We start from the raw sequence: 17,728 nt of genomic DNA on the forward strand, positions 1-17,728 counted from the left end.
CGTTGAGGCGTGAATAAGGTTGGATGCCAACATGCTGGAGTTACCAATATCCTGGCAAGGGTGAAATGCAAGTCTTCAGATAATCTAAATGTGATAGAATTCTGACTGAATTCAAAATTAGTCCTCTATACCCTGATAGAATACTCTATCCCTTATTATAGATGGGGATACCGCCTCAAGTTTTATCTTAACCGTTTCCTCGGACTCCTAGAGTACCTCCGCCCCCAAATCCTCAACGTAACAGGCTATGTCTCTACGGCGAGAACTCCTGTTTAGCTGTGATTGAATCAATAGACACATTAACAACAGACAATTTTCCCCAGTATGTACTAGGATTTGAGGAGGTAGCAATCCGGACTTGATGCCTGGGACTTTAGCCTACCCAAAATCTTGCCGTTAATCTGGGCAAGGTAAATGTTGCCATCCCTTGAAGGAGCAGGAGATTGATTGAGTTTTTAGTACGAGTGAATTATGAGTGACGAAGACAAACAACCAAATACTACGTTGCAACAAACAGATGAGCAGAAGGCCGTGAATTCAGATAACCCCGATTTAAATGAGGCAACTTCTGAGGAGGAGGTTGGCACACAACCCGATGTTGAATCACCATCAACGGCAGAAGCGGCAACCGCTGAAGTGACAACGGAAGCGGCAGAAACTTCGGCAGGACAAGGCGTGGAGAGTGAGTCTGCGGAATCGGACTCTGCCGGATTGCCCGGTCAGCAGGAGGATGTCGCGGTTATCGAAACCTTGCAGCAGGAAAATGAACTCCTCAAAGCTCAACTGGAGGAAGTTAATCAGCAATTTGAAGCCTTTAAAACCCAATCCATGCGGATGGCTGCCGATTTTGATAACTTCCGCAAGCGGACGGCTAAAGAAAAAGAAGATTTAGACCATCAAGTAAAGCGTAATACTCTGGGCGAGTTATTATCCGTGGTCGATAACTTTGAGCGGGCGCGATCGCAAATCAAACCTCAAAATGATGGGGAGATGGCGGTGCATAAGAGTTATCAGGGGATCTACAAACAACTGGTGGAATCCTTTAAACGCCTTGGGGTTTCGCCGATGCGTCCGGAAGGAACAGAGTTTGATCCCAATTTCCATGAAGCAGTAATGCGACAGCCGAGTGAGGAATATGACGAAGGAATCGTCATCGAACAACTGATGCGTGGCTATTTCTTGGGCGATCGCGTATTGCGTCATGCCATGGTTAAAGTTGCTGCGGCTCCAGAGCCCGTGGTAACCTCAGAGGAAGAAACCTCAGAACCAGAAAGTTAAGCGGCACGGGGATACTCCCCCCTTGGCTGTCCGTCTCTAAAACAATCAACCCCAAACAACGGTTGAGCGAACGTTAGGTGAGTGCTGTAGCCACAGATTACCACCTTAAAAAGAAAACCTTACCGATCAGATAGGCCGAAGCGCTATGGGAAAAGTCATTGGCATCGACCTGGGCACAACAAATAGTTGCGTGGCTGTCCTCGAAGGAGGTCAGCCCCTCGTCATTTCCAGTACGGAAGGCGGACGAACCACACCGAGTATTGTGGGATTTGGTAAATCGAATGAGCGCTTGGTTGGTCAACTAGCGAAGCGTCAGGCAGTTCCCAATGCTGAAAATACTGTCCATAGTATTAAACGGTTTATTGGTCGCCGATGGGAGGACACGGTAGAGGAGCGATCGCGAGTTCCCTATAACTGTGTTAAGGGTCGCGACGATACGGTTGATGTCCAGATCCGCTCCCATCAATATACCCCGCAGGAAATCTCTGCCATGATCCTGCAAAAGCTGAAAGCCGATGCCGAAAACTTTCTCGGTGAACCCGTAGAACAAGCGGTGATTACAGTCCCTGCCTATTTTACCGATGCTCAACGGCAAGCGACCAAAGATTCCGGAACCATCGCCGGTTTAGAAGTGCTGCGGATCATCAACGAACCAACCGCCGCAGCATTGGCGTATGGGCTGGACAAGCAAGATGAAGAACACCAAGTTCTCGTCTTTGACTTAGGCGGCGGTACGTTTGATGTCTCGGTGATGCAACTGGGCGACGGCGTATTTGAAGTCAAAGCCACGTCTGGCAACAACCATTTAGGGGGAGATGACTTCGATAACGTGATCGTGCGCTGGATGATCCAGGAGTTCAAGGAACAAGAAGGCATCGACATCGGCGCAGATAAAATGGCGCTACAGCGTTTGCGAGAAGCCGCAGAAAAGGCAAAAATTGAACTCTCTAGCATGTTGAACACCTCGATCAACCTGCCGTTTATTACCGCAGATGAAACGGGTCCGAAACATCTAGAGATGGAATTGTCGCGAGCGAAGTTTGAAGAACTGGCGAGCGACTTGATCAAAGGCACAGTTGAACCCGTAAAACAGGCGCTCAAAGATGGCGAACTGAAGCCCGATGATATTGACCGGATTCTGCTGGTCGGGGGTTCGACTCGCATCCCCGCCGTTCAGAAAGCGATTAGTAAGTTTTTTGGCGGTCGCCAACCCGATAAGTCGGTCAACCCCGATGAAGCGGTTGCCCTAGGTGCAGCCATTCAAGGGGGCGTCTTGGGCGGTGAAGTTGAAGACTTGTTGCTACTGGATGTAACTCCATTGTCACTGGGGATTGAAACCTTAGGCGAAGTTTTCACCAAAATTATCGAGCGTAACACCACGATCCCCACCAGTAAATCGCAAATCTTTTCCACGGCGACGGACGGACAAACCTCTGTGGAAATTCACGTCCTCCAGGGTGAACGGGCAATGGCTCGTGATAACAAGAGCCTGGGTAAGTTTCTACTGGCAGGCATTCCTCCGGCTCCCAGGGGTGTGCCTCAAATTGAGGTATCCTTTGATATTGATGTTAATGGAATTCTTAACGTCTCAGCGGCGGATAAAGGCACAGGACGAGAGCAAAGCATCCGGATTACCAACACCGGTGGATTAAATAGTGGTGAAGTGGAACGGATGCGCCAAGAAGCCGAGCAATTTGCCGAAGAAGACCGCCGTCGGATGCAACTGGTGGAACTGAAAAATCAAGCCGAAAGCCTCTTCTACAGTTACGAATCGACCCTAAAAGACAATGCCGATTTGGTACGCGAGGACTTGAAGGCGCAGGGAGAGAAGAAAAAGCAACAGCTACAAGCTGCACTCAAAGACCCCTCGATTGCAGTGGAGGACATTAAACAGCAACTAGAAGATTTCCAACAAACCCTGTTTACCATTGGTGCAGCCGTCTACCAAGAGAGTGCGCCCGATTTGGAACCCGATGAGATTAGCGAAAGCGAGGAGGAAATTGCCTCACCTGTAGAAGTTAGCGAACCTTCTGAGTCGGAACCTGAAGAAGAAGAGTTAATTCTGAACTTTGATGATGAAACAGTAAATAATACTGACTATGAAACAGTTGACTAAGGCAATGCCTACATGTAAGTAGCAATTCGCTGGTTTTTTATCCAAAATGGATAGACGTGCAGGTGATCCGGATATCAGCCCTCGGTGGCGATCAAGCCGATTCTCTGTACAAACTATCCCTCCCGATTAACCCACCTCCGTAACGTAATCCAACCCTCCCGCATTGCTCTATGCCTGACTACTATGAGACTCTCGGCGTCTCTCGCGACGCTGACAAAGAAGAAATAAAGCGGGCTTACCGTCGCCTTGCCCGAAAGTACCATCCCGACGTTAACAAGGAACAAGGAGCGGAAGAGCGATTTAAAGAAATTAATCGAGCTTACGAAATCCTGTCCGAACCCGAAATGAAGGCACGATACGACCGCTTTGGCGAAGCGGGTGTATCCTCAAGTGCTGCTGGAGCCGGCTATCCCGATTTTGGGGATATGGGTTTTGCTGATATTTTTGAAAGCTTCTTCAGCGGTTTTGCTGGGGGTATGGGTCAGCAAACGGGACGTCGGCGGGGTGGACCGACGCGAGGGGATGACCTGCGCCTAGACTTGAAGCTAGAATTCCGGGAAGCTGTATTCGGTGGGGAAAAGGAAATTCGCATTCCTCACCTAGAAAACTGTAATACCTGTAACGGTACGGGGGCTAAACCGGGAACTCGACCGCGTACCTGTTCGACCTGTAGCGGCTCAGGACAAGTGCGTCGCGCCACTCGTACCCCCTTTGGCAGTTTCACTCAAGTGTCAGTCTGTCCAACCTGTAACGGCGAAGGACAGGTGATTGAGGATAAGTGTGAAACCTGTGGGGGAGCAGGTCGCAAACAAGAAACCAAAAAGCTAAAAATTACGATTCCGCCCGGTGTGGATAATGGAACCCGGCTACGGGTTTCTAAAGAAGGGGATGCTGGATTACGCAGTGGTCCTCCAGGAGATTTATATGTCTACCTATTTGTTGAGGAAGATGCGGAATTTCAGCGAGATGGAATTAATGTTCTGTCGGATCTGAAAATTAGCTATTTACAAGCTATTTTGGGCTGTCGCCTCCAGGTGAATACTGTTGATGGTCCGGTGGAGTTGAAGATTCCCCCCGGAACCCAACCGAATACGGTGTTGACATTAGAAAATCATGGCGTGCCAAAGTTAGGGAATCCGGTGAGTCGGGGTGATCATTTGATTACAATTCAAATCGATATTCCTACCCGAATCACAGCGGAGGAACGGGAGTTGCTGGAGAAGCTGGCAAAAATTAAAGGCGATCGCACGGGTAAAGGAGGGCTAGAAGACTTTTTGGGAGGACTGTTTCGCGGATGAGTAAGCCCACGGGATCGACAATTAATCAGACACCTGATGCTCAACTGGATTTGCGAGGAACACCTTGCCCAATTAATTTTGTGCGGACTAAGCTACGTTTAGAACAAATGACGCCCGGTTCTTTATTAGAAGTCTGGCTTGATCCAGGGGAACCGATTGAACAGGTTCCCGATAGTCTGGCGATGGCAGGGTATCCGATTGAGGCACTCGACGATCGCAAAGACTACTTTGCCCTAAGAGTGCGGCGTCCGCAAGCTTCATGAGTGAGGGAGTCGATAGTCCAGCGTCTGAGTTATCTGCCCCTTTATTGGGGACAGTTCTGGCAGTTCAGGCGAATTTCTATCAGGTTCGATTAGAGTCTAATTGTGATCAAGAAGACGTAGCATGCTACGTCTCTACACTATTGTGTACCCGTCGTTCCCGATTGAAAAAAATTGGTCAACGGGTGATGGTGGGCGATCGCGTGGTCATTGAGGAACCAGACTGGACGGGTAACCGAGGTGCGATCGCAGAAGTTCTCCCCCGGAAAACCCAACTGGATCGTCCTCCTGTGGCTAATGCTGAACAAATTCTGTTGGTGTTTGCTTTAGCAGAACCTACCCTGGATGCGTATCAACTGAGTCGCTTTTTAGTCAAGGCAGAATCGACAGGTTTCCAGGTATGTTTGTGTCTCAATAAAAGTGATTTAGTCACACCAGAAGAACAACAGCAGTGGCAGCAGCGCTTGAATGCGTGGGGATACCAACCCCTATTTATCAGCGTTTACAATAATATCGGTTTAGCCGAACTGAGCGATCGCTTAAACCAGAAAATTACCGTCTTAGCTGGATTGTCTGGAGTAGGGAAATCTAGCTTAATTAACCAACTCGCCCCTGAAGCCAACCTGCGCGTGGGAGAAGTAACTGGAAAATTAGGACGGGGACGCCACACTACCCGCCATGTAGAATTGTTTGAATTACCCCAAGGGGGTTTATTGGCAGATACGCCGGGATTTAATCAGCCTGACTTGGATTGTACCCCAGCCGATTTAATCCATTACTTTCCCGAAGCGCGACAACGGTTAGCGGTAGCCAGTTGTCAATTTAGTGACTGCTTACATCGAGATGAACCCAACTGTGCGGTACAGGGAGACTGGGAACGCTATGATCATTATCTGGGTTTCTTAGAGGAAGCGATCGCACGTCAAGAACGGTTGAACCAACAAGCTGATCCAGAGTCAACTCTCAAGGCAAAAACCAAAGGAAAGGGACAAACTGAGTACGAACCCAAGTTACAAACAAAGAAATATCGGCGGCGTTCGCGGCGGACTCAACACCAGGATTTAGAGGAACTGTATCAGGAAATGGAAGATTTATAACTGAGTATTTGCCTCTGACTCATTCTCAACTGAGAGTTTACCGGGAATAATAATTTCATTGGATGGTGTATGATCAGGGTAATTTTGAGCAAAAAATTGCCGTAATTGTACCATTAAGTTAGTGTTATACTGAGGATATTCTTGATAGTTAGATGAAGGGCTAGAATAAGAGACCAGAAATATTAATGCTGGAAAAGTCAGGAAAAGACTTGTATACGCAACTCCCATAGGGCTAAGTAATTTTTTAAAGTGATTCAAATTATTTTTTAGCATATCATTTATCTTTATTGTTGATAAAAGTCACTTTTTGGGGCTATATGCTCTGCCTAGTCTCCATATATTAATCCTAATTCTCTATTTATAGCGTCTACCCCAAGTTTCAAGTTTAAATTAAATATTTATATCTATAGACAGATGGAATATTTCTTTAACTCTGAATGGTTTAAATGACATTACAGCGGTTTTGAACTTAGTTGATTACAGAGCCTGATTTGAAAATCAATGGGATAAAATTTTTTAAGGTTAGGACAAATGAAGAAAAATTAAAATCGCTCAATCCCTTGTCAGGTAAGCGTTTTTCTTCACTATTGCCCATTGCCTATTCCCTATTGCCTTTCCCCACCACAAGACTTATTCAGCAGTCCCTAACTTAGTCCCACAAATTTTGCAAAACTGAGCATCAGAATCATGAAAAGGTAAACCACACCCGCCACAGACTTTCTCCACTTGGTTAGCCGTTTTAAGTAAGTGCTTGACTAAATCGCCCAATTGCCAAGGAATCAAAGCAATGCCTGTCAAAATCATCAGCACTGTTAGTAATCGACCCCCTTCTGAAATTGGCGTGAGGTCACCAAATCCAACGGTGGTCATCGTTACTACAGCGAAATAGAAGGCATCTAAAAATGTCTTGAATTTTTGAGGATTTATTCCATGTTCAACTTGATAAATTAATCCTGAGTAAACAAATATTATGGTGAACAATGTAAATAATATTCGAGCTAAGATAATTGCATCTTGATTGCTAAGTCTAAAAATATAAACTTTAAAGGTAAGGAAGCGAATTAACCGTAAGATACGAAACCAACGGAAAATTAAAATAAATCGGATATCCGTCACGCCAATAAAGAAAGGCACGATCGCGATTAGATCGATGAGAGAAACAGGGCTAAAGAAGAAATTAACTTTAGATTCAGCAACCCAAAAGCGGAGTAAATACTCGGCAACAAAAACAATTAAGATAATTCGATCAATAATATCCAGACTTAGGCGAAGCAGCGGCGGTATGGGATAAGTCTCGCACACGAAAATTGCGGAAGATAAGAGGATTAACCCCATAATCAGCAAATTAATCCGCCTACCCACAGGCGATTCAATATCTTCTACGTAAAGAGCAATAGTTTGTCGCAAATTATCGGGCATTAATCTGGCACTAGCAAAGGAAATTTAAAGACTGGAGTTGAGGTATTTACCAAGATGCCCTCAATCAAACCCAACCGATTCAGCACTAACTTAAATTGTAAGATAGACCACTATCTGTATGAGGCTCGAATTGCGTCCGCCCGACAATCTCGCAACCAGAGCTGCACGGCTCGACCCATAATACCATCGCTACTCTCTCGTGGCGGCGTGGGTGGGCGTTCTGGTGAAGGTGAACCTAGGCGCGTAAACATCAGAGCCAAACGCCATCCACTATCGGTATTGGTTAAAAATAGCCAGTGAAAACTTTCTCGTTCGATCGCACCTCCCTCGACATATTGGCGTTCTAGAGTGGTGAAAAACACTTGCTGTGGGGGTTCTACGTTTGCAGTCGTCACAGAATTATAGGAACCCGGACCAAGGGTCAGGGGTTGAAATTCCGCTCGCCCTGCCACGATGATATATAGATCTATATCGATGTCCTCATTTACAGGTCGCGATCGCTGGATCACCCGATTCGCGTAGTTAGGTAAATCCCGCAGCATTAGAGAAGTTAAAGTTTCTACATCTGAGGGACAAGTTGCCGATTGAGCTAGAAGTGTGGGTTTAGGATAACAGGGGTGCAGGAGTGCAGGCGTACAGGGAAGGACTCTTAGCTTTGTGGGTTTCGTCTGCAGCGTTTGTGAGCCGGGGGTAACGCCGTCGTTAAATGCCCCACCATCCATCTGAAATCCCAGCCAACAGGCAACTGTTAAGCATTGGAGCAACTTAAGACTCATTAAGACTCATAAGGAATGACAAGAGACTTGGACAATAAAAACAATGAAAATTGACACTGATGGGAAAATTACTATCCCTCCAGACATTCAAAGCCAGCTTGGGTTTCGACCAGGAACAGAAGTTCAACTTGAAGTAGTAGGGAATACCTTACGCATTCGCAAGCCTCAAGGTTCCAGCCGAGGAAGACAAATGATTGCTGCCATTTGTGGTAAAGCAACGAACCGCCTGACAACTAACGACATTATGCAACTAACTCGCGGAGACCGATGAGCGAAATTCTGGTAGATAGCAATGTCATCTTGGATATTCTCACCGAAGATCCTCAATGGTTTGACTGGTCATCGCAAATGCTAACTGACTACGCCAATCAGGGAGATTTGGTGATTAACCCGATCATTTACGCCGAAATATCGATTGGGTTTAATCAACCCGAAGAAGTAGAAGACGCTTTACCAGAAGATTTTTTTCGTCGAGACCCCTTACCCTATGCAGCCGCTTTCCTAGCAGGACAAAGCTTTTTGGCATATCGCCGACATGGAGGTGAACGGCGATCGCCACTTCCTGACTTTTATATCGGCGCTCATGCTGTCATCGCAAATATGCCTCTGCTTACCCGTGATGTCAATCGTTATCGTACATATTTTCCATCCGTTCAACTCATTACACCATAGCTATCTAGCTGATGATTATAACTATACCAGCGCTAAGCGCTATAACTCCTCACAAATTCTTTTCCACGCTGCAACGGGGTCAGGCGCAGCCGTGATGGGGCGCCCAATCACCAGGTAATCAGCCCCCGCTTTCAGAGCATCTGCTGGCGTCATCGATCGCCGTTGATCGCCCTGTTCTGACCAACTGGGACGGACACCGGGACAAACGAGGAGAAAATCATCCCCACACACTTGGCGAAGTTGGGACACTTCTTGGGGCGAACACACTGCACCATTTAATCCGGTTTCTTGTGCCAAAAGTGCCATCTGTAGGGCGTATTCGGGTAACTCAATCGGAACTTTTAAATCAAAGGCTAAATCTCGTGAGTTTAAACTGGTGAGTAGGGAAATCGCAATTAACTTCGGTGGTGAACAAGCGGCGGCTTCTGCTCCTTCCTTCGCTGCTGCTACCGCTCCTTTGAGTGCCATGCGACCTGCTACGGCATGAATTGTCAATAAATCGACCCCGTATCCAGCAGCCGCCCGTGTCGCCCCAGCTACCGTATTGGGAATATCGTGAAACTTGAGATCTAAAAATATCCGTCTTTGCCGATCTTTGAGAACCTGAAGAATCGCGGGTCCACTACTGACAAATAGCTCCAGTCCGACTTTCCAGAACCTCACCTGCGGTAATTGTTCCACGAGGGCGATCGCTTGGGCTTCGGTCGGTACATCTAAGGGGACGATAATCCGCTCTGCTACTGACATGGAAAATGCTTGTTGATAAGTAGCCACAGATTATCCCATTTTTCTTTAACCGCGCAACTTATACTCAATCCGGGTTGACCTCGCCACTACCCTTGAATAAGGGCGGGTTTAGACAAGTTATTGGTTTTTGTCAAAGGTTATCTGTAAAACCCGCCCCTACAATTTACATTTCTCAAACCCATAGAAAGTTTAAGGGGAAAGAAATTTCTTTCCCCTTTTTTGGTAGTTATATGCGTGAAGTGTCTCTCCCCAATAGGGAAAAGACTTCTCCCGACCCACAGGCATATAGCCTGTTTTGTACGAAACTATTGAGGAACGATACTCAGTTCCGAGGCACCGCTTTACAGGAATCCGACTCCCTCGGATGTTCGTTCTCTTCTCAGTATAGCAAAGCTAGTTGTATCTATGCTTTTTGCTGTTCTTTCTATGTTTTTTAGCGCTAAGTAATGGCTCTGCCTTCTGCATGGATGCTAGATAAAAAAGCCATTCCTAGAAAAACCCATAGCAGTATTAGCGGCAATAATGGTGACATGAGCGAACCTCCTCTGGAACACACAGTCTGATTATCTTTATAATATCACTTGCCTCACGAATTTTATTGACAAATTTGTCAATTTGCGCTATTTCCCTGCTTCCCCTGCTCCCCCTGCTTGCACGCCCGGTAGTCAAAAACTTTTGCCGTCATGCACTAGCTGCTGAGGATGTCAACCGCACAGATTTCTTTTTCCCTACCTGTAAAACCTTGCCCTCTAAAGCCTCTGGGGAATCAAAGGTGCAGTCTACATCCGTAATGCGATCGCCCTCTAGTTTCACACCGCCACCTTTAATCTGTCGCCGCCCTTCGCCACTACTACTACACAACCCACTGGCATTAAGGATATAAAACAACTTGGCGGGAAACTCCACTTGAGAGAGGGAAAACTCTGGGATAGCGCCCCCGCCTTTTGCCTCATCTGCTTCCTTTTGACCGTGATATTGGGTGACAATTGTCCAAGCCAGAAGTTGTTGGCGATCGCGGGGATTTACTGGCAGTTCCTCTAAGGATAAGTCGGTGAGTAGCTCAAAATACTCCTCTAACAGATTATCCTTCGTCCCTTCCAGCTTCTGATACATGGGTTGAGCCGCCTCCCGCAACGCCACATAATTGTTCAGCGACTTCGACATCTTCTGCACGCCATCCGTACCAATTAAAATCGGCAGCAGTAATCCAAACTGGGGGGGTTGACCAAAATGCCGCTGTAAATCTCGCCCCACCGCAATATTAAATTTTTGGTCTGTTCCCCCTAACTCCACATCCGCCTGAACAGCCACCGAATCATACCCTTGCATTAAGGGATAGAGAAACTCATGCAGGTAAATCGGGTTTTCCTGTTTAAATCGTTCTGCAAACCCCTCCTTCGCTAGCATCTGCCCCACCGTCATCGTAGCTAACAAATCGAGAATCTCTGCCAAATCCAACTTACTTAGCCATTCCGAGTTATAGCGAATTTCCAGGCGTCCTGGTGTTTCAAAATCTAAAATCGGACGCACCTGATCCAAGTAGGTTTGGGCATTTTGCTGCACCTGTTCGTCAGAAAGATGCTTCCGTACTTCTGATTTACCACTTGGATCACCGATTCTTGCGGTAAAATCGCCAATAATTAGGACAGCCGTATGACCCGCATCCTGAAACGCCCGTAATTTCCTTACGGGAATACTATGACCCAAGTGGATATCTGTCCCCGTCGGGTCAATTCCCAACTTGATCCGCAAAGGACGCTCAGTTTGGCGAATCCGTTGCTCTAGGTTCTCACTCGGGTCTTGAGAATCCGGTTGGTTGGGAAAAATGTCACTAACACCTCGGTATAACCAAGATAATGACTGAGACATTGTGTTTAAAGAATTTGACATTCGTCTGGGAAATCTTTCAGGATTAACGTGCACGAGAGTGGCAGATGCTTCATATTTACCGTTTTTCATGCCAATCCAGAACGGTAATGTTACCATTTTTGCAGCCAAAAGCCAAAATATTTCGGTTTGTTATCATGAACGATTATCTCAGGCTTAATATTAAGATCTAAGGGAGAACCCGTCCACTGATTCAACGCTGGGAGCAACGTCTACAGGGGTCAAGAATCGCCCAAACCGAATTGATCGCTAATCCTGACTTTGCCATAAATTTCTGTAATCATCTATAGAAGGTATAGAACGTATTCCCCCTAAGGTTGCCTCCCACACAGCCATTCAGTATTTTTTTCTTGAGTGAGGAAGTGAAATCACAGTGTCGTCTAGTACCATCCAACAAAAACAACAAAGAGATAGTAAAAACGGATTGCCACCCGCTTTCCGATTCGTGCAAGGAGTCGCTCAGGTAACAGGCGGAACCATTCTCGGCATTACAATGCTAACTAGCTCGGTTGTGGCTGGTGGGCTGGTGGGCTTGGCGACAAGCTTCCGCAATCTTCCCGATGTGAGAGTCCTCAGGGGCTATGTTCCCACCGAAACGACCTACGTCTACGATATCAAGGGGAAGCATCTGGCTAGCCTACATGGTGAAGCCAACCGAGAGGTGGTTAAGTTAGAAAACATTAACCCCAATCTCAAGCGAGCCGTTATTGCCATGGAAGATAGCCACTTCTATATTCACCATGGCGTTAACCCCAACAGTGTGGGTCGAGCCTTTTTAGCTAACTGGGAGAAGGGGGCTGTGGTTGAAGGCGGTTCCACCTTGACGATGCAGCTGGTGAAAAACTTATTTCTGTCGCGGGAGAAAAAATTCTCGCGTAAAATTGCCGAAGCAGTTATGGCAATCCGGCTGGAGCAAATCTTCACCAAAGATCAGATATTGGAAATGTATCTGAATCAGATCTATTGGGGTCATAACAATTATGGCATCCAAACCGCCTCGGAGAGTTACTTCGCCAAACCCGCCAGCGAGTTAACCTTGGCAGAATCCGCCATGCTGGCTGGATTGATTCAGTCTCCGGAAGAATATAGCCCCTTTGTCAACTATCCCTTAGCCAAACAACGGCAAGCGATCGTTCTGGCTCGTATGGAGGAATTGGGATGGATTACGGCTGTAGAGAAAAAAGAGGCATTAGCTCAACCATTGGGCGTGGGTAAGCCCACTTCCTGGCAAACCAGCCAGCTTCCCTACATCACAGAAGCTGTCGTGGCAGAGTTGAATGAGCGATTTGGTCGAGATGCGGTTCTCAAAGGGGGAATGCGTGTCCAAACCACGGTGGATTATAATTTCCAGCGCATGGCGGAAAAAACCATTGCTCGCGCTCACAGTAACTTGCGCCGCCGGGGGCTATACGCTGACCAAGTTGCACTAGCCGCCGTTGATCCGCGCACCCATTATGTCAAAGCTTTGGTTGGGGGGATTGGATACGAAAAGAGCCAATTTAACCGAGCGATTCAATCCCGACGCCAACCGGGTTCAGCGTTTAAACCCTTTGTTTACTACACAGCGTTTGCCAGTGGTAAATATACGCCTTATTCCACGGTGATGGATACCCCCGTCAGTTACCGAGATGGGAGTGGCTGGTATTCGCCCAGAAACTATGGCGGTGGTTTCGGTGGGGCGATGAGTATTCGTAGTGCGTTAGTGCAGTCGCGAAATGTGCCAGCGGTTAAGCTTGGCAGAGCGGTTGGGTTAGATAAAGTGATTGAAGTATGTCGCACCCTAGGGATTAAAAGCCCCATGGAACCCGTAACCTCCTTACCCCTTGGTGCAATTGGGGTGACGCCTTTGGAAATGGCAGGATCTTATGCCACCTTTGCTAATACGGGTTGGCATTCTGATCCGACAATCATTGTCCGAGTCACCGATAGTATGGGCAATGTGTTATTAGACAATACCCCGAAACCCCGTCTCGTGCTTGATCCCTGGGCAACGGCTTCACTGAATGCGGTTCTCCAAGGGGTGATTCAAGGTGGAACCGGAACCGCTGCTCAAATTGGACGCCCAGCGGCTGGGAAGACGGGAACAACCAGTTCAGAACGGGATGTCTGGTTCGTCGGATATGTGCCACAATTAGCGGCGGCGGTGTGGATTGGTAATGATAACTACAGACCGTTAGGCGGTGGAGCAACAGGGGGTGGATTTGCAGCACCGATTTGGCGCGACTTTATGAGTCAGGCGTTGAAGGGTGAGCCAGTACGCTACTTTGAACCTGCGTCTAAGTATCCGCGTCCTTAGTCATTGGTCATTCGTCATTGGTCATTTGCCCTTAGAATTATTGGACTCTGTTGGGGCGGGTTTAGTAACATCCGGGTGAAAATCAAATGTTAATGGTAAAACCCGCCCCTACAACAGACGTTCCACCGGAAAGAAAGACGTTCCACCGGAACGTCTCTACAACTCCATCTTCCTTGTAGGATCAAGGAAATCTCAGTAACAAATGTCCCATGACGCTAACACAGGTTTGGGGTGCTTTACTCATTTTTGTCCTCTGTCCCCTGCTAGGTGGACTTCCCCTGATTTCCTGGATTACCTACTTACTTACAAGACGCCAACTCTCTCAAGTCGGTACGGGTAATGTATCTGTCTCCGCTGCGTTCTACCACGGTGGACGTTGGGTGGGTATCTTAGCCGTATTATCAGAAGCCTTGAAGGGGATTGCGGTTGTCTTGCTGGCGGGTTATTTCTTCCCCAAAGAACCCACTTGGGAAATCATTGCCCTGATTATGCTGGTGATGGGGCGCTACTGGATGGGCAAAGGTGCCGGAACCACAAATGTGGTCTGGGGATTTGTGGTACATGACTGGCGCGTCGCGTTATTGGTATTTCTAATTGGGGGCATAGGCTTTACGATTATCCGCGATCGCACGACGGGGCGTATCGGTGTTTTAGTCCTATTCCCGATAATTTTGGCACTGTTGCACCCTCATGACTTCGCTAGAATTGTCAGTGCGATCGCGCTGAGTCTAATTATCGGTTGGATTTATCAGAAAATTCCCGATGACTTAGACCTTCCCACAGAACAGGCAAAATCAGAATCTAAATCAGTGTTTCGTTTTTTCCGAGGCGATAAAGCTATTATTCCGCTTGAACGCGAACTTGATCCCCAACAAGTTGGCTCAAAAGCAGCTACTTTATCTCAGCTTAAGCGCTGGGGTTATGCTGTACCACAGGGATGGATCTTACCACCAGGGGATGATATGCAACCCTTGGTCAAATATCTCCCGGTTTCAGAATCCAATCCCCTCGTTGTTCGTTCCTCAGCTATCGGCGAAGATGCGGAACTCTCTTCATCCGCCGGACAATATCAAACGGTTTTACAGGTAACCAGCCGCCCCGCTTTACAGGAAGCGATTACCCAAGTTTTAGCCTCGTATCATCACCCCGCCGCCAGAGGGTATCGCCGTAACCGCGATTTACCCGACACGGCGATGGCTGTCTTAATTCAAAAACAAATCCCAGGCGTCTTTTCCGGTGTCGCTTTTAGTCGTGACCCCATGCAGCAACAACCAGACACCGTAGTCCTCGAAGGATTACCCGGAGATGCCTCCCAAATTGTATCCGGTCAAGTCACCCCAGAACAGTATCGGGTATTTTTCCAGCAACCCCAGCTTGTAGGGGCGGGTTTAACCGATAACCTTGAGGACAAAACCGATAACTCGACGAAACCCGCCCCACTTGATCAACAGGAGACTGGAGATAATCGTTCCCCATCGGTTGAAATTGAAGGAGAGGGGGATTTACCCCCAGCGTTAATCCAAGAGGTGGCTACTTTAGCGCGGGAATTGGAAGACCGCTATCATGGGATTCCCCAAGATATTGAATGGACTTATGACGGTCAGCAGTTATGGCTACTACAAACGCGACCAATTACCAATCTCCAACCCATCTGGACGCGCAAGATTGCCGCAGAGGTGATTCCCGGACTGATTCGACCCCTCACTTGGTCAATTAATCGTCCCCTCACCTGTGGTGTTTGGGGGGAAATTTTTACCATCGTGTTAAAAGAACGATCGCAGGGATTGGAGTTTAATCAAACTGCTACGCTGCATTATTCTCGCGCCTATTTTAATGCCACATTGTTAGGTGATATTTTCCGGCGCATGGGTTTACCGCCAGAAAGTTTGGAGTTTCTGACCAGGGGAGCAAAATTTTCTAAACCCCCCCTGAAATCCACGCTGCGGAACCTTCCCGGATTATTGCGTTTATTAGGTCGGGAATGGAATTTAGATCAGGATTTTGAGCAAGATTATCACCACCATTTTGCTCCGGCTTTAAGTCAACTGCAAGAGCAATCGGTTTCAGAATTATCAGACGCCGAAATTCTGGAACGAGTGAACCAGATACTATCGGAATTACAGCGAGCCACGTATTATAGTATTCTGGCTCCATTAAGCCTTTCCCTGCGACAAGCGTTACTCAAGGTAAAGGATGAAGAATTAGATAGTAGCCAAACTCCAGAAATTGCCAGTTTGCGATCGCTCGCCCAATTAGCTGATGATACGCGCCATTTATTAAGTCCCAAACAAATTAATTGTGATAATCACGCTTCTGTATTTACCACCTTGTCGGAAATTCCCGATGCTCAAAGTGTTTTAGAACAATTCGACCAATTTCTGGCACAATATGGCTATCTCAGCGATGTCGCCACAGATATTGCCGTTCCCAGATGGAAAGAAGACCCGCGACCGATACGCCAACTTTTTGCTCAGTTTTTATGTGATCCTCCCCCAGCCACTAAACCGCCAAAGCGTCAGCGCTGGAAAGCGGAAGTGGTACAAGCGCGGTTGAATTTAAAAGGGCGAGTGACTGAAGTCTATTCCAAATTTTTAGCCGACTTGCGTTGGAGTTTTGTCGCCTTAGAAAAGCGGTGGTTAGAATCCGGTTTACTCGCTGAAGCTGGGGATATTTTCTTCTTAGAATTTGCGGAGATTCAGCGTCTAATCGCTGAAACCGATCAGGTGTTGCGAGAGGAACTTCCCAGATTGATTAACTATCGGCGATCGCAGTTAGATGAGCATCGTCAATTACGCAGTGTTCCGCCTCTATTCTATGGTAATCCTCCCGCCGTTTCATTTCTGATGCAAACCCAATCGGAACCCGCTCAACAGCGTCTTGTCGGGATTGGCGCAAGTGCGGGACAAGTGGAAGGTTTGGTTAGGGTTTTAAATAACTTACAATCGGTTCCAGATATTGACCGTCAAACGATTCTGGTTGTCCCCTACACCGATTCCGGCTGGGCACCCCTATTGGCGCGTGCAGGCGGTTTAATTGCTGAAGTTGGCGGGCGGCTATCCCACGGCGCGATCGTGGCGCGGGAATATGGGATTCCGGCGGTAATGGATATTCATAACGCGACTCAGATGTTCCGCAATGGTCAACGGGTAAGAATTGATGGGCGATCGGGTATTGTGGAGGTTTTGGAGTGAGTAAAATTATCAATTAGATTGAATAAATATGGGTCTTCCGTTGTGTATCTGTGGGGCAACAGGGGAGATATTAGCTGTTTCGTTATTTCTGTTTTCTTGCACTCTCTTACATTCATGAGTTAAAGGAGATATTTAATTATGACCACTAGAATTACGGAAGTTATGGGCGATGATGGCGAAACTATTTATATCCAATATGATGAGGAAGACAGTGATGAACTGCAAGCTGTTGGGTTTATTGATGATATTCAAGACAGAACGAATAAATTAAAGCGAACGATGAAGAGTACAGTCAAGAGTTACTCTAAACTGGTACTCGATAGTGTCAAACAGGGACTCACCGATAACCTAGCCCCCAGTAAAGTCGCCTTAGAATTTGGCTTACAAGCTGGAGGAGAAACCGGAATCCCCTTTGTCACCAAAGGAACCGCCCAAGCCAATGTCAAAGTCACCATTGAATGGGACTTAACTCAAAAAAATCCACCCAGTTCGTAGTAATGGCTTTAGCCTATCAAACCACAAGAACCCAACCAATCCTTTCGTCATACCCAAACACCAGAACCAAACATCATCTAGGATGAAATAAGATAACTCCCCCATACCTAACACTTCACCGGAAAACACCAAACCAGAGAATCGGGGCGGGTTTAATTGCATCTAGGTACAACCGAAAAGATAGTCGTAAAACCCG

General features: G+C 47.2%; 14 protein-coding genes. 10 read left to right on the plus strand and 4 right to left on the minus strand.

Annotated features, from left to right (window positions below):
* The first annotated feature begins 471 nt into the window (after positions 1-471).
* The 5 genes from grpE (at position 472) to rsgA (ending at position 6,049) form a co-directional block, all read left to right on the plus strand.
* On the plus strand, positions 472-1,278 hold the full coding sequence (gene grpE, locus RIC07_RS11045) for a nucleotide exchange factor GrpE (protein WP_446380205.1): 807 nt from the start codon (positions 472-474) through the stop codon (positions 1,276-1,278).
* A 145-nt stretch (positions 1,279-1,423) separates the two neighbouring features.
* Positions 1,424-3,394, plus strand: coding sequence for a molecular chaperone DnaK (gene dnaK, locus RIC07_RS11050; RefSeq protein ID WP_446380206.1), 1,971 nt, complete (start codon positions 1,424-1,426; stop codon positions 3,392-3,394).
* A gap of 170 nt (positions 3,395-3,564) precedes the next feature.
* On the plus strand, positions 3,565-4,692 hold the full coding sequence (gene dnaJ / locus RIC07_RS11055; RefSeq protein ID WP_446394560.1) for a molecular chaperone DnaJ: 1,128 nt from the start codon (positions 3,565-3,567) through the stop codon (positions 4,690-4,692).
* The gene (locus RIC07_RS11060; protein ID WP_446394561.1) at positions 4,689-4,955 is read left to right on the plus strand and encodes a sulfurtransferase TusA family protein; all 267 of its coding nucleotides are present in this window, start codon (positions 4,689-4,691) and stop codon (positions 4,953-4,955) included. Before dnaJ ends, RIC07_RS11060 begins: the two co-directional genes overlap by 4 nt.
* Positions 4,952-6,049 (plus strand): small ribosomal subunit biogenesis GTPase RsgA, encoded by a 1,098-nt coding sequence (rsgA, locus tag RIC07_RS11065; RefSeq protein ID WP_446394562.1) that lies wholly within the window; start codon positions 4,952-4,954, stop codon positions 6,047-6,049. Before RIC07_RS11060 ends, rsgA begins: the two co-directional genes overlap by 4 nt.
* Before the next feature lie 630 nt (positions 6,050-6,679).
* Here rsgA and RIC07_RS11070 read toward each other — a convergent pair.
* Positions 6,680-7,468 carry an ion transporter gene (locus RIC07_RS11070; RefSeq protein WP_446394563.1) on the minus strand — a complete coding sequence of 263 codons (789 nt, stop codon included), beginning with the start codon at positions 7,466-7,468 and terminating at the stop codon, positions 6,680-6,682.
* Between the two features lie 110 nt (positions 7,469-7,578).
* Entirely contained in the window at positions 7,579-8,244 is a 666-nt protein-coding gene (locus RIC07_RS11075) for a hypothetical protein (RefSeq protein WP_446394564.1), read from the minus strand.
* A gap of 43 nt (positions 8,245-8,287) precedes the next feature.
* Between RIC07_RS11075 and RIC07_RS11080 the strand changes: the two genes are divergently transcribed.
* Positions 8,288-8,515 carry an AbrB/MazE/SpoVT family DNA-binding domain-containing protein gene (locus RIC07_RS11080; RefSeq protein ID WP_446394565.1) on the plus strand — a complete coding sequence of 76 codons (228 nt, stop codon included), beginning with the start codon at positions 8,288-8,290 and terminating at the stop codon, positions 8,513-8,515.
* A complete protein-coding gene (locus RIC07_RS11085; RefSeq protein ID WP_446394566.1) occupies positions 8,512-8,916 on the plus strand; it encodes a type II toxin-antitoxin system VapC family toxin in 405 nt (134 codons plus the stop codon). Before RIC07_RS11080 ends, RIC07_RS11085 begins: the two co-directional genes overlap by 4 nt.
* Before the next feature lie 39 nt (positions 8,917-8,955).
* Here the strand turns inward: RIC07_RS11085 and pyrF are convergent, their stop codons facing one another.
* Positions 8,956-9,663 carry an orotidine-5'-phosphate decarboxylase gene (pyrF, locus tag RIC07_RS11090; protein ID WP_446394609.1) on the minus strand — a complete coding sequence of 236 codons (708 nt, stop codon included), beginning with the start codon at positions 9,661-9,663 and terminating at the stop codon, positions 8,956-8,958.
* Between the two features lie 681 nt (positions 9,664-10,344).
* Positions 10,345-11,553 (minus strand): tyrosine--tRNA ligase, encoded by a 1,209-nt coding sequence (gene tyrS / locus RIC07_RS11095; RefSeq protein ID WP_446394567.1) that lies wholly within the window; start codon positions 11,551-11,553, stop codon positions 10,345-10,347.
* 370 nt (positions 11,554-11,923) lie between these two features.
* Between tyrS and RIC07_RS11100 the strand changes: the two genes are divergently transcribed.
* The 3 genes from RIC07_RS11100 to RIC07_RS11110 all read left to right on the plus strand — a co-directional run bounded on the left by RIC07_RS11100 (position 11,924) and on the right by RIC07_RS11110 (position 17,532).
* Entirely contained in the window at positions 11,924-13,846 is a 1,923-nt protein-coding gene (locus RIC07_RS11100; protein ID WP_446394568.1) for a transglycosylase domain-containing protein, read from the plus strand.
* A gap of 209 nt (positions 13,847-14,055) precedes the next feature.
* The gene (locus RIC07_RS11105; protein WP_446394569.1) at positions 14,056-17,037 is read left to right on the plus strand and encodes a glycerol-3-phosphate acyltransferase; all 2,982 of its coding nucleotides are present in this window, start codon (positions 14,056-14,058) and stop codon (positions 17,035-17,037) included.
* A gap of 138 nt (positions 17,038-17,175) precedes the next feature.
* The gene (locus RIC07_RS11110) at positions 17,176-17,532 is read left to right on the plus strand and encodes a CU044_2847 family protein (RefSeq protein ID WP_446394570.1); all 357 of its coding nucleotides are present in this window, start codon (positions 17,176-17,178) and stop codon (positions 17,530-17,532) included.
* Positions 17,533-17,728: the final 196 nt, after the last annotated feature.

Origin of the sequence: Coleofasciculus sp. E1-EBD-02 (assembly GCF_040218245.1) — a bacterium.
Lineage (GTDB): Bacteria > Cyanobacteriota > Cyanobacteriia > Cyanobacteriales > Coleofasciculaceae > Coleofasciculus.

Bases quoted from the DNA above. Each gene is read 5' to 3' on its own strand.
- dnaK (WP_446380206.1), top strand. From the start codon at position 1,424: ATGGGAAAAGTCATTGGCATCGACCTGGGCACAACAAATAGTTGCGTG.
- RIC07_RS11075 (WP_446394564.1), bottom strand. From the start codon at position 8,244: ATGAGTCTTAAGTTGCTCCAATGCTTAACAGTTGCCTGTTGGCTGGGA.
- tyrS (WP_446394567.1), bottom strand. From the start codon at position 11,553: ATGTCAAATTCTTTAAACACAATGTCTCAGTCATTATCTTGGTTATAC.
- dnaJ (WP_446394560.1), top strand. From the start codon at position 3,565: ATGCCTGACTACTATGAGACTCTCGGCGTCTCTCGCGACGCTGACAAA.
- RIC07_RS11060 (WP_446394561.1), top strand. From the start codon at position 4,689: ATGAGTAAGCCCACGGGATCGACAATTAATCAGACACCTGATGCTCAA.
- grpE (WP_446380205.1), top strand. From the start codon at position 472: ATGAGTGACGAAGACAAACAACCAAATACTACGTTGCAACAAACAGAT.
- RIC07_RS11085 (WP_446394566.1), top strand. From the start codon at position 8,512: ATGAGCGAAATTCTGGTAGATAGCAATGTCATCTTGGATATTCTCACC.
- RIC07_RS11080 (WP_446394565.1), top strand. From the start codon at position 8,288: ATGAAAATTGACACTGATGGGAAAATTACTATCCCTCCAGACATTCAA.
- pyrF (WP_446394609.1), bottom strand. From the start codon at position 9,663: ATGTCAGTAGCAGAGCGGATTATCGTCCCCTTAGATGTACCGACCGAA.
- RIC07_RS11070 (WP_446394563.1), bottom strand. From the start codon at position 7,468: ATGCCCGATAATTTGCGACAAACTATTGCTCTTTACGTAGAAGATATT.
- RIC07_RS11105 (WP_446394569.1), top strand. From the start codon at position 14,056: ATGACGCTAACACAGGTTTGGGGTGCTTTACTCATTTTTGTCCTCTGT.
- RIC07_RS11110 (WP_446394570.1), top strand. From the start codon at position 17,176: ATGACCACTAGAATTACGGAAGTTATGGGCGATGATGGCGAAACTATT.
- rsgA (WP_446394562.1), top strand. From the start codon at position 4,952: ATGAGTGAGGGAGTCGATAGTCCAGCGTCTGAGTTATCTGCCCCTTTA.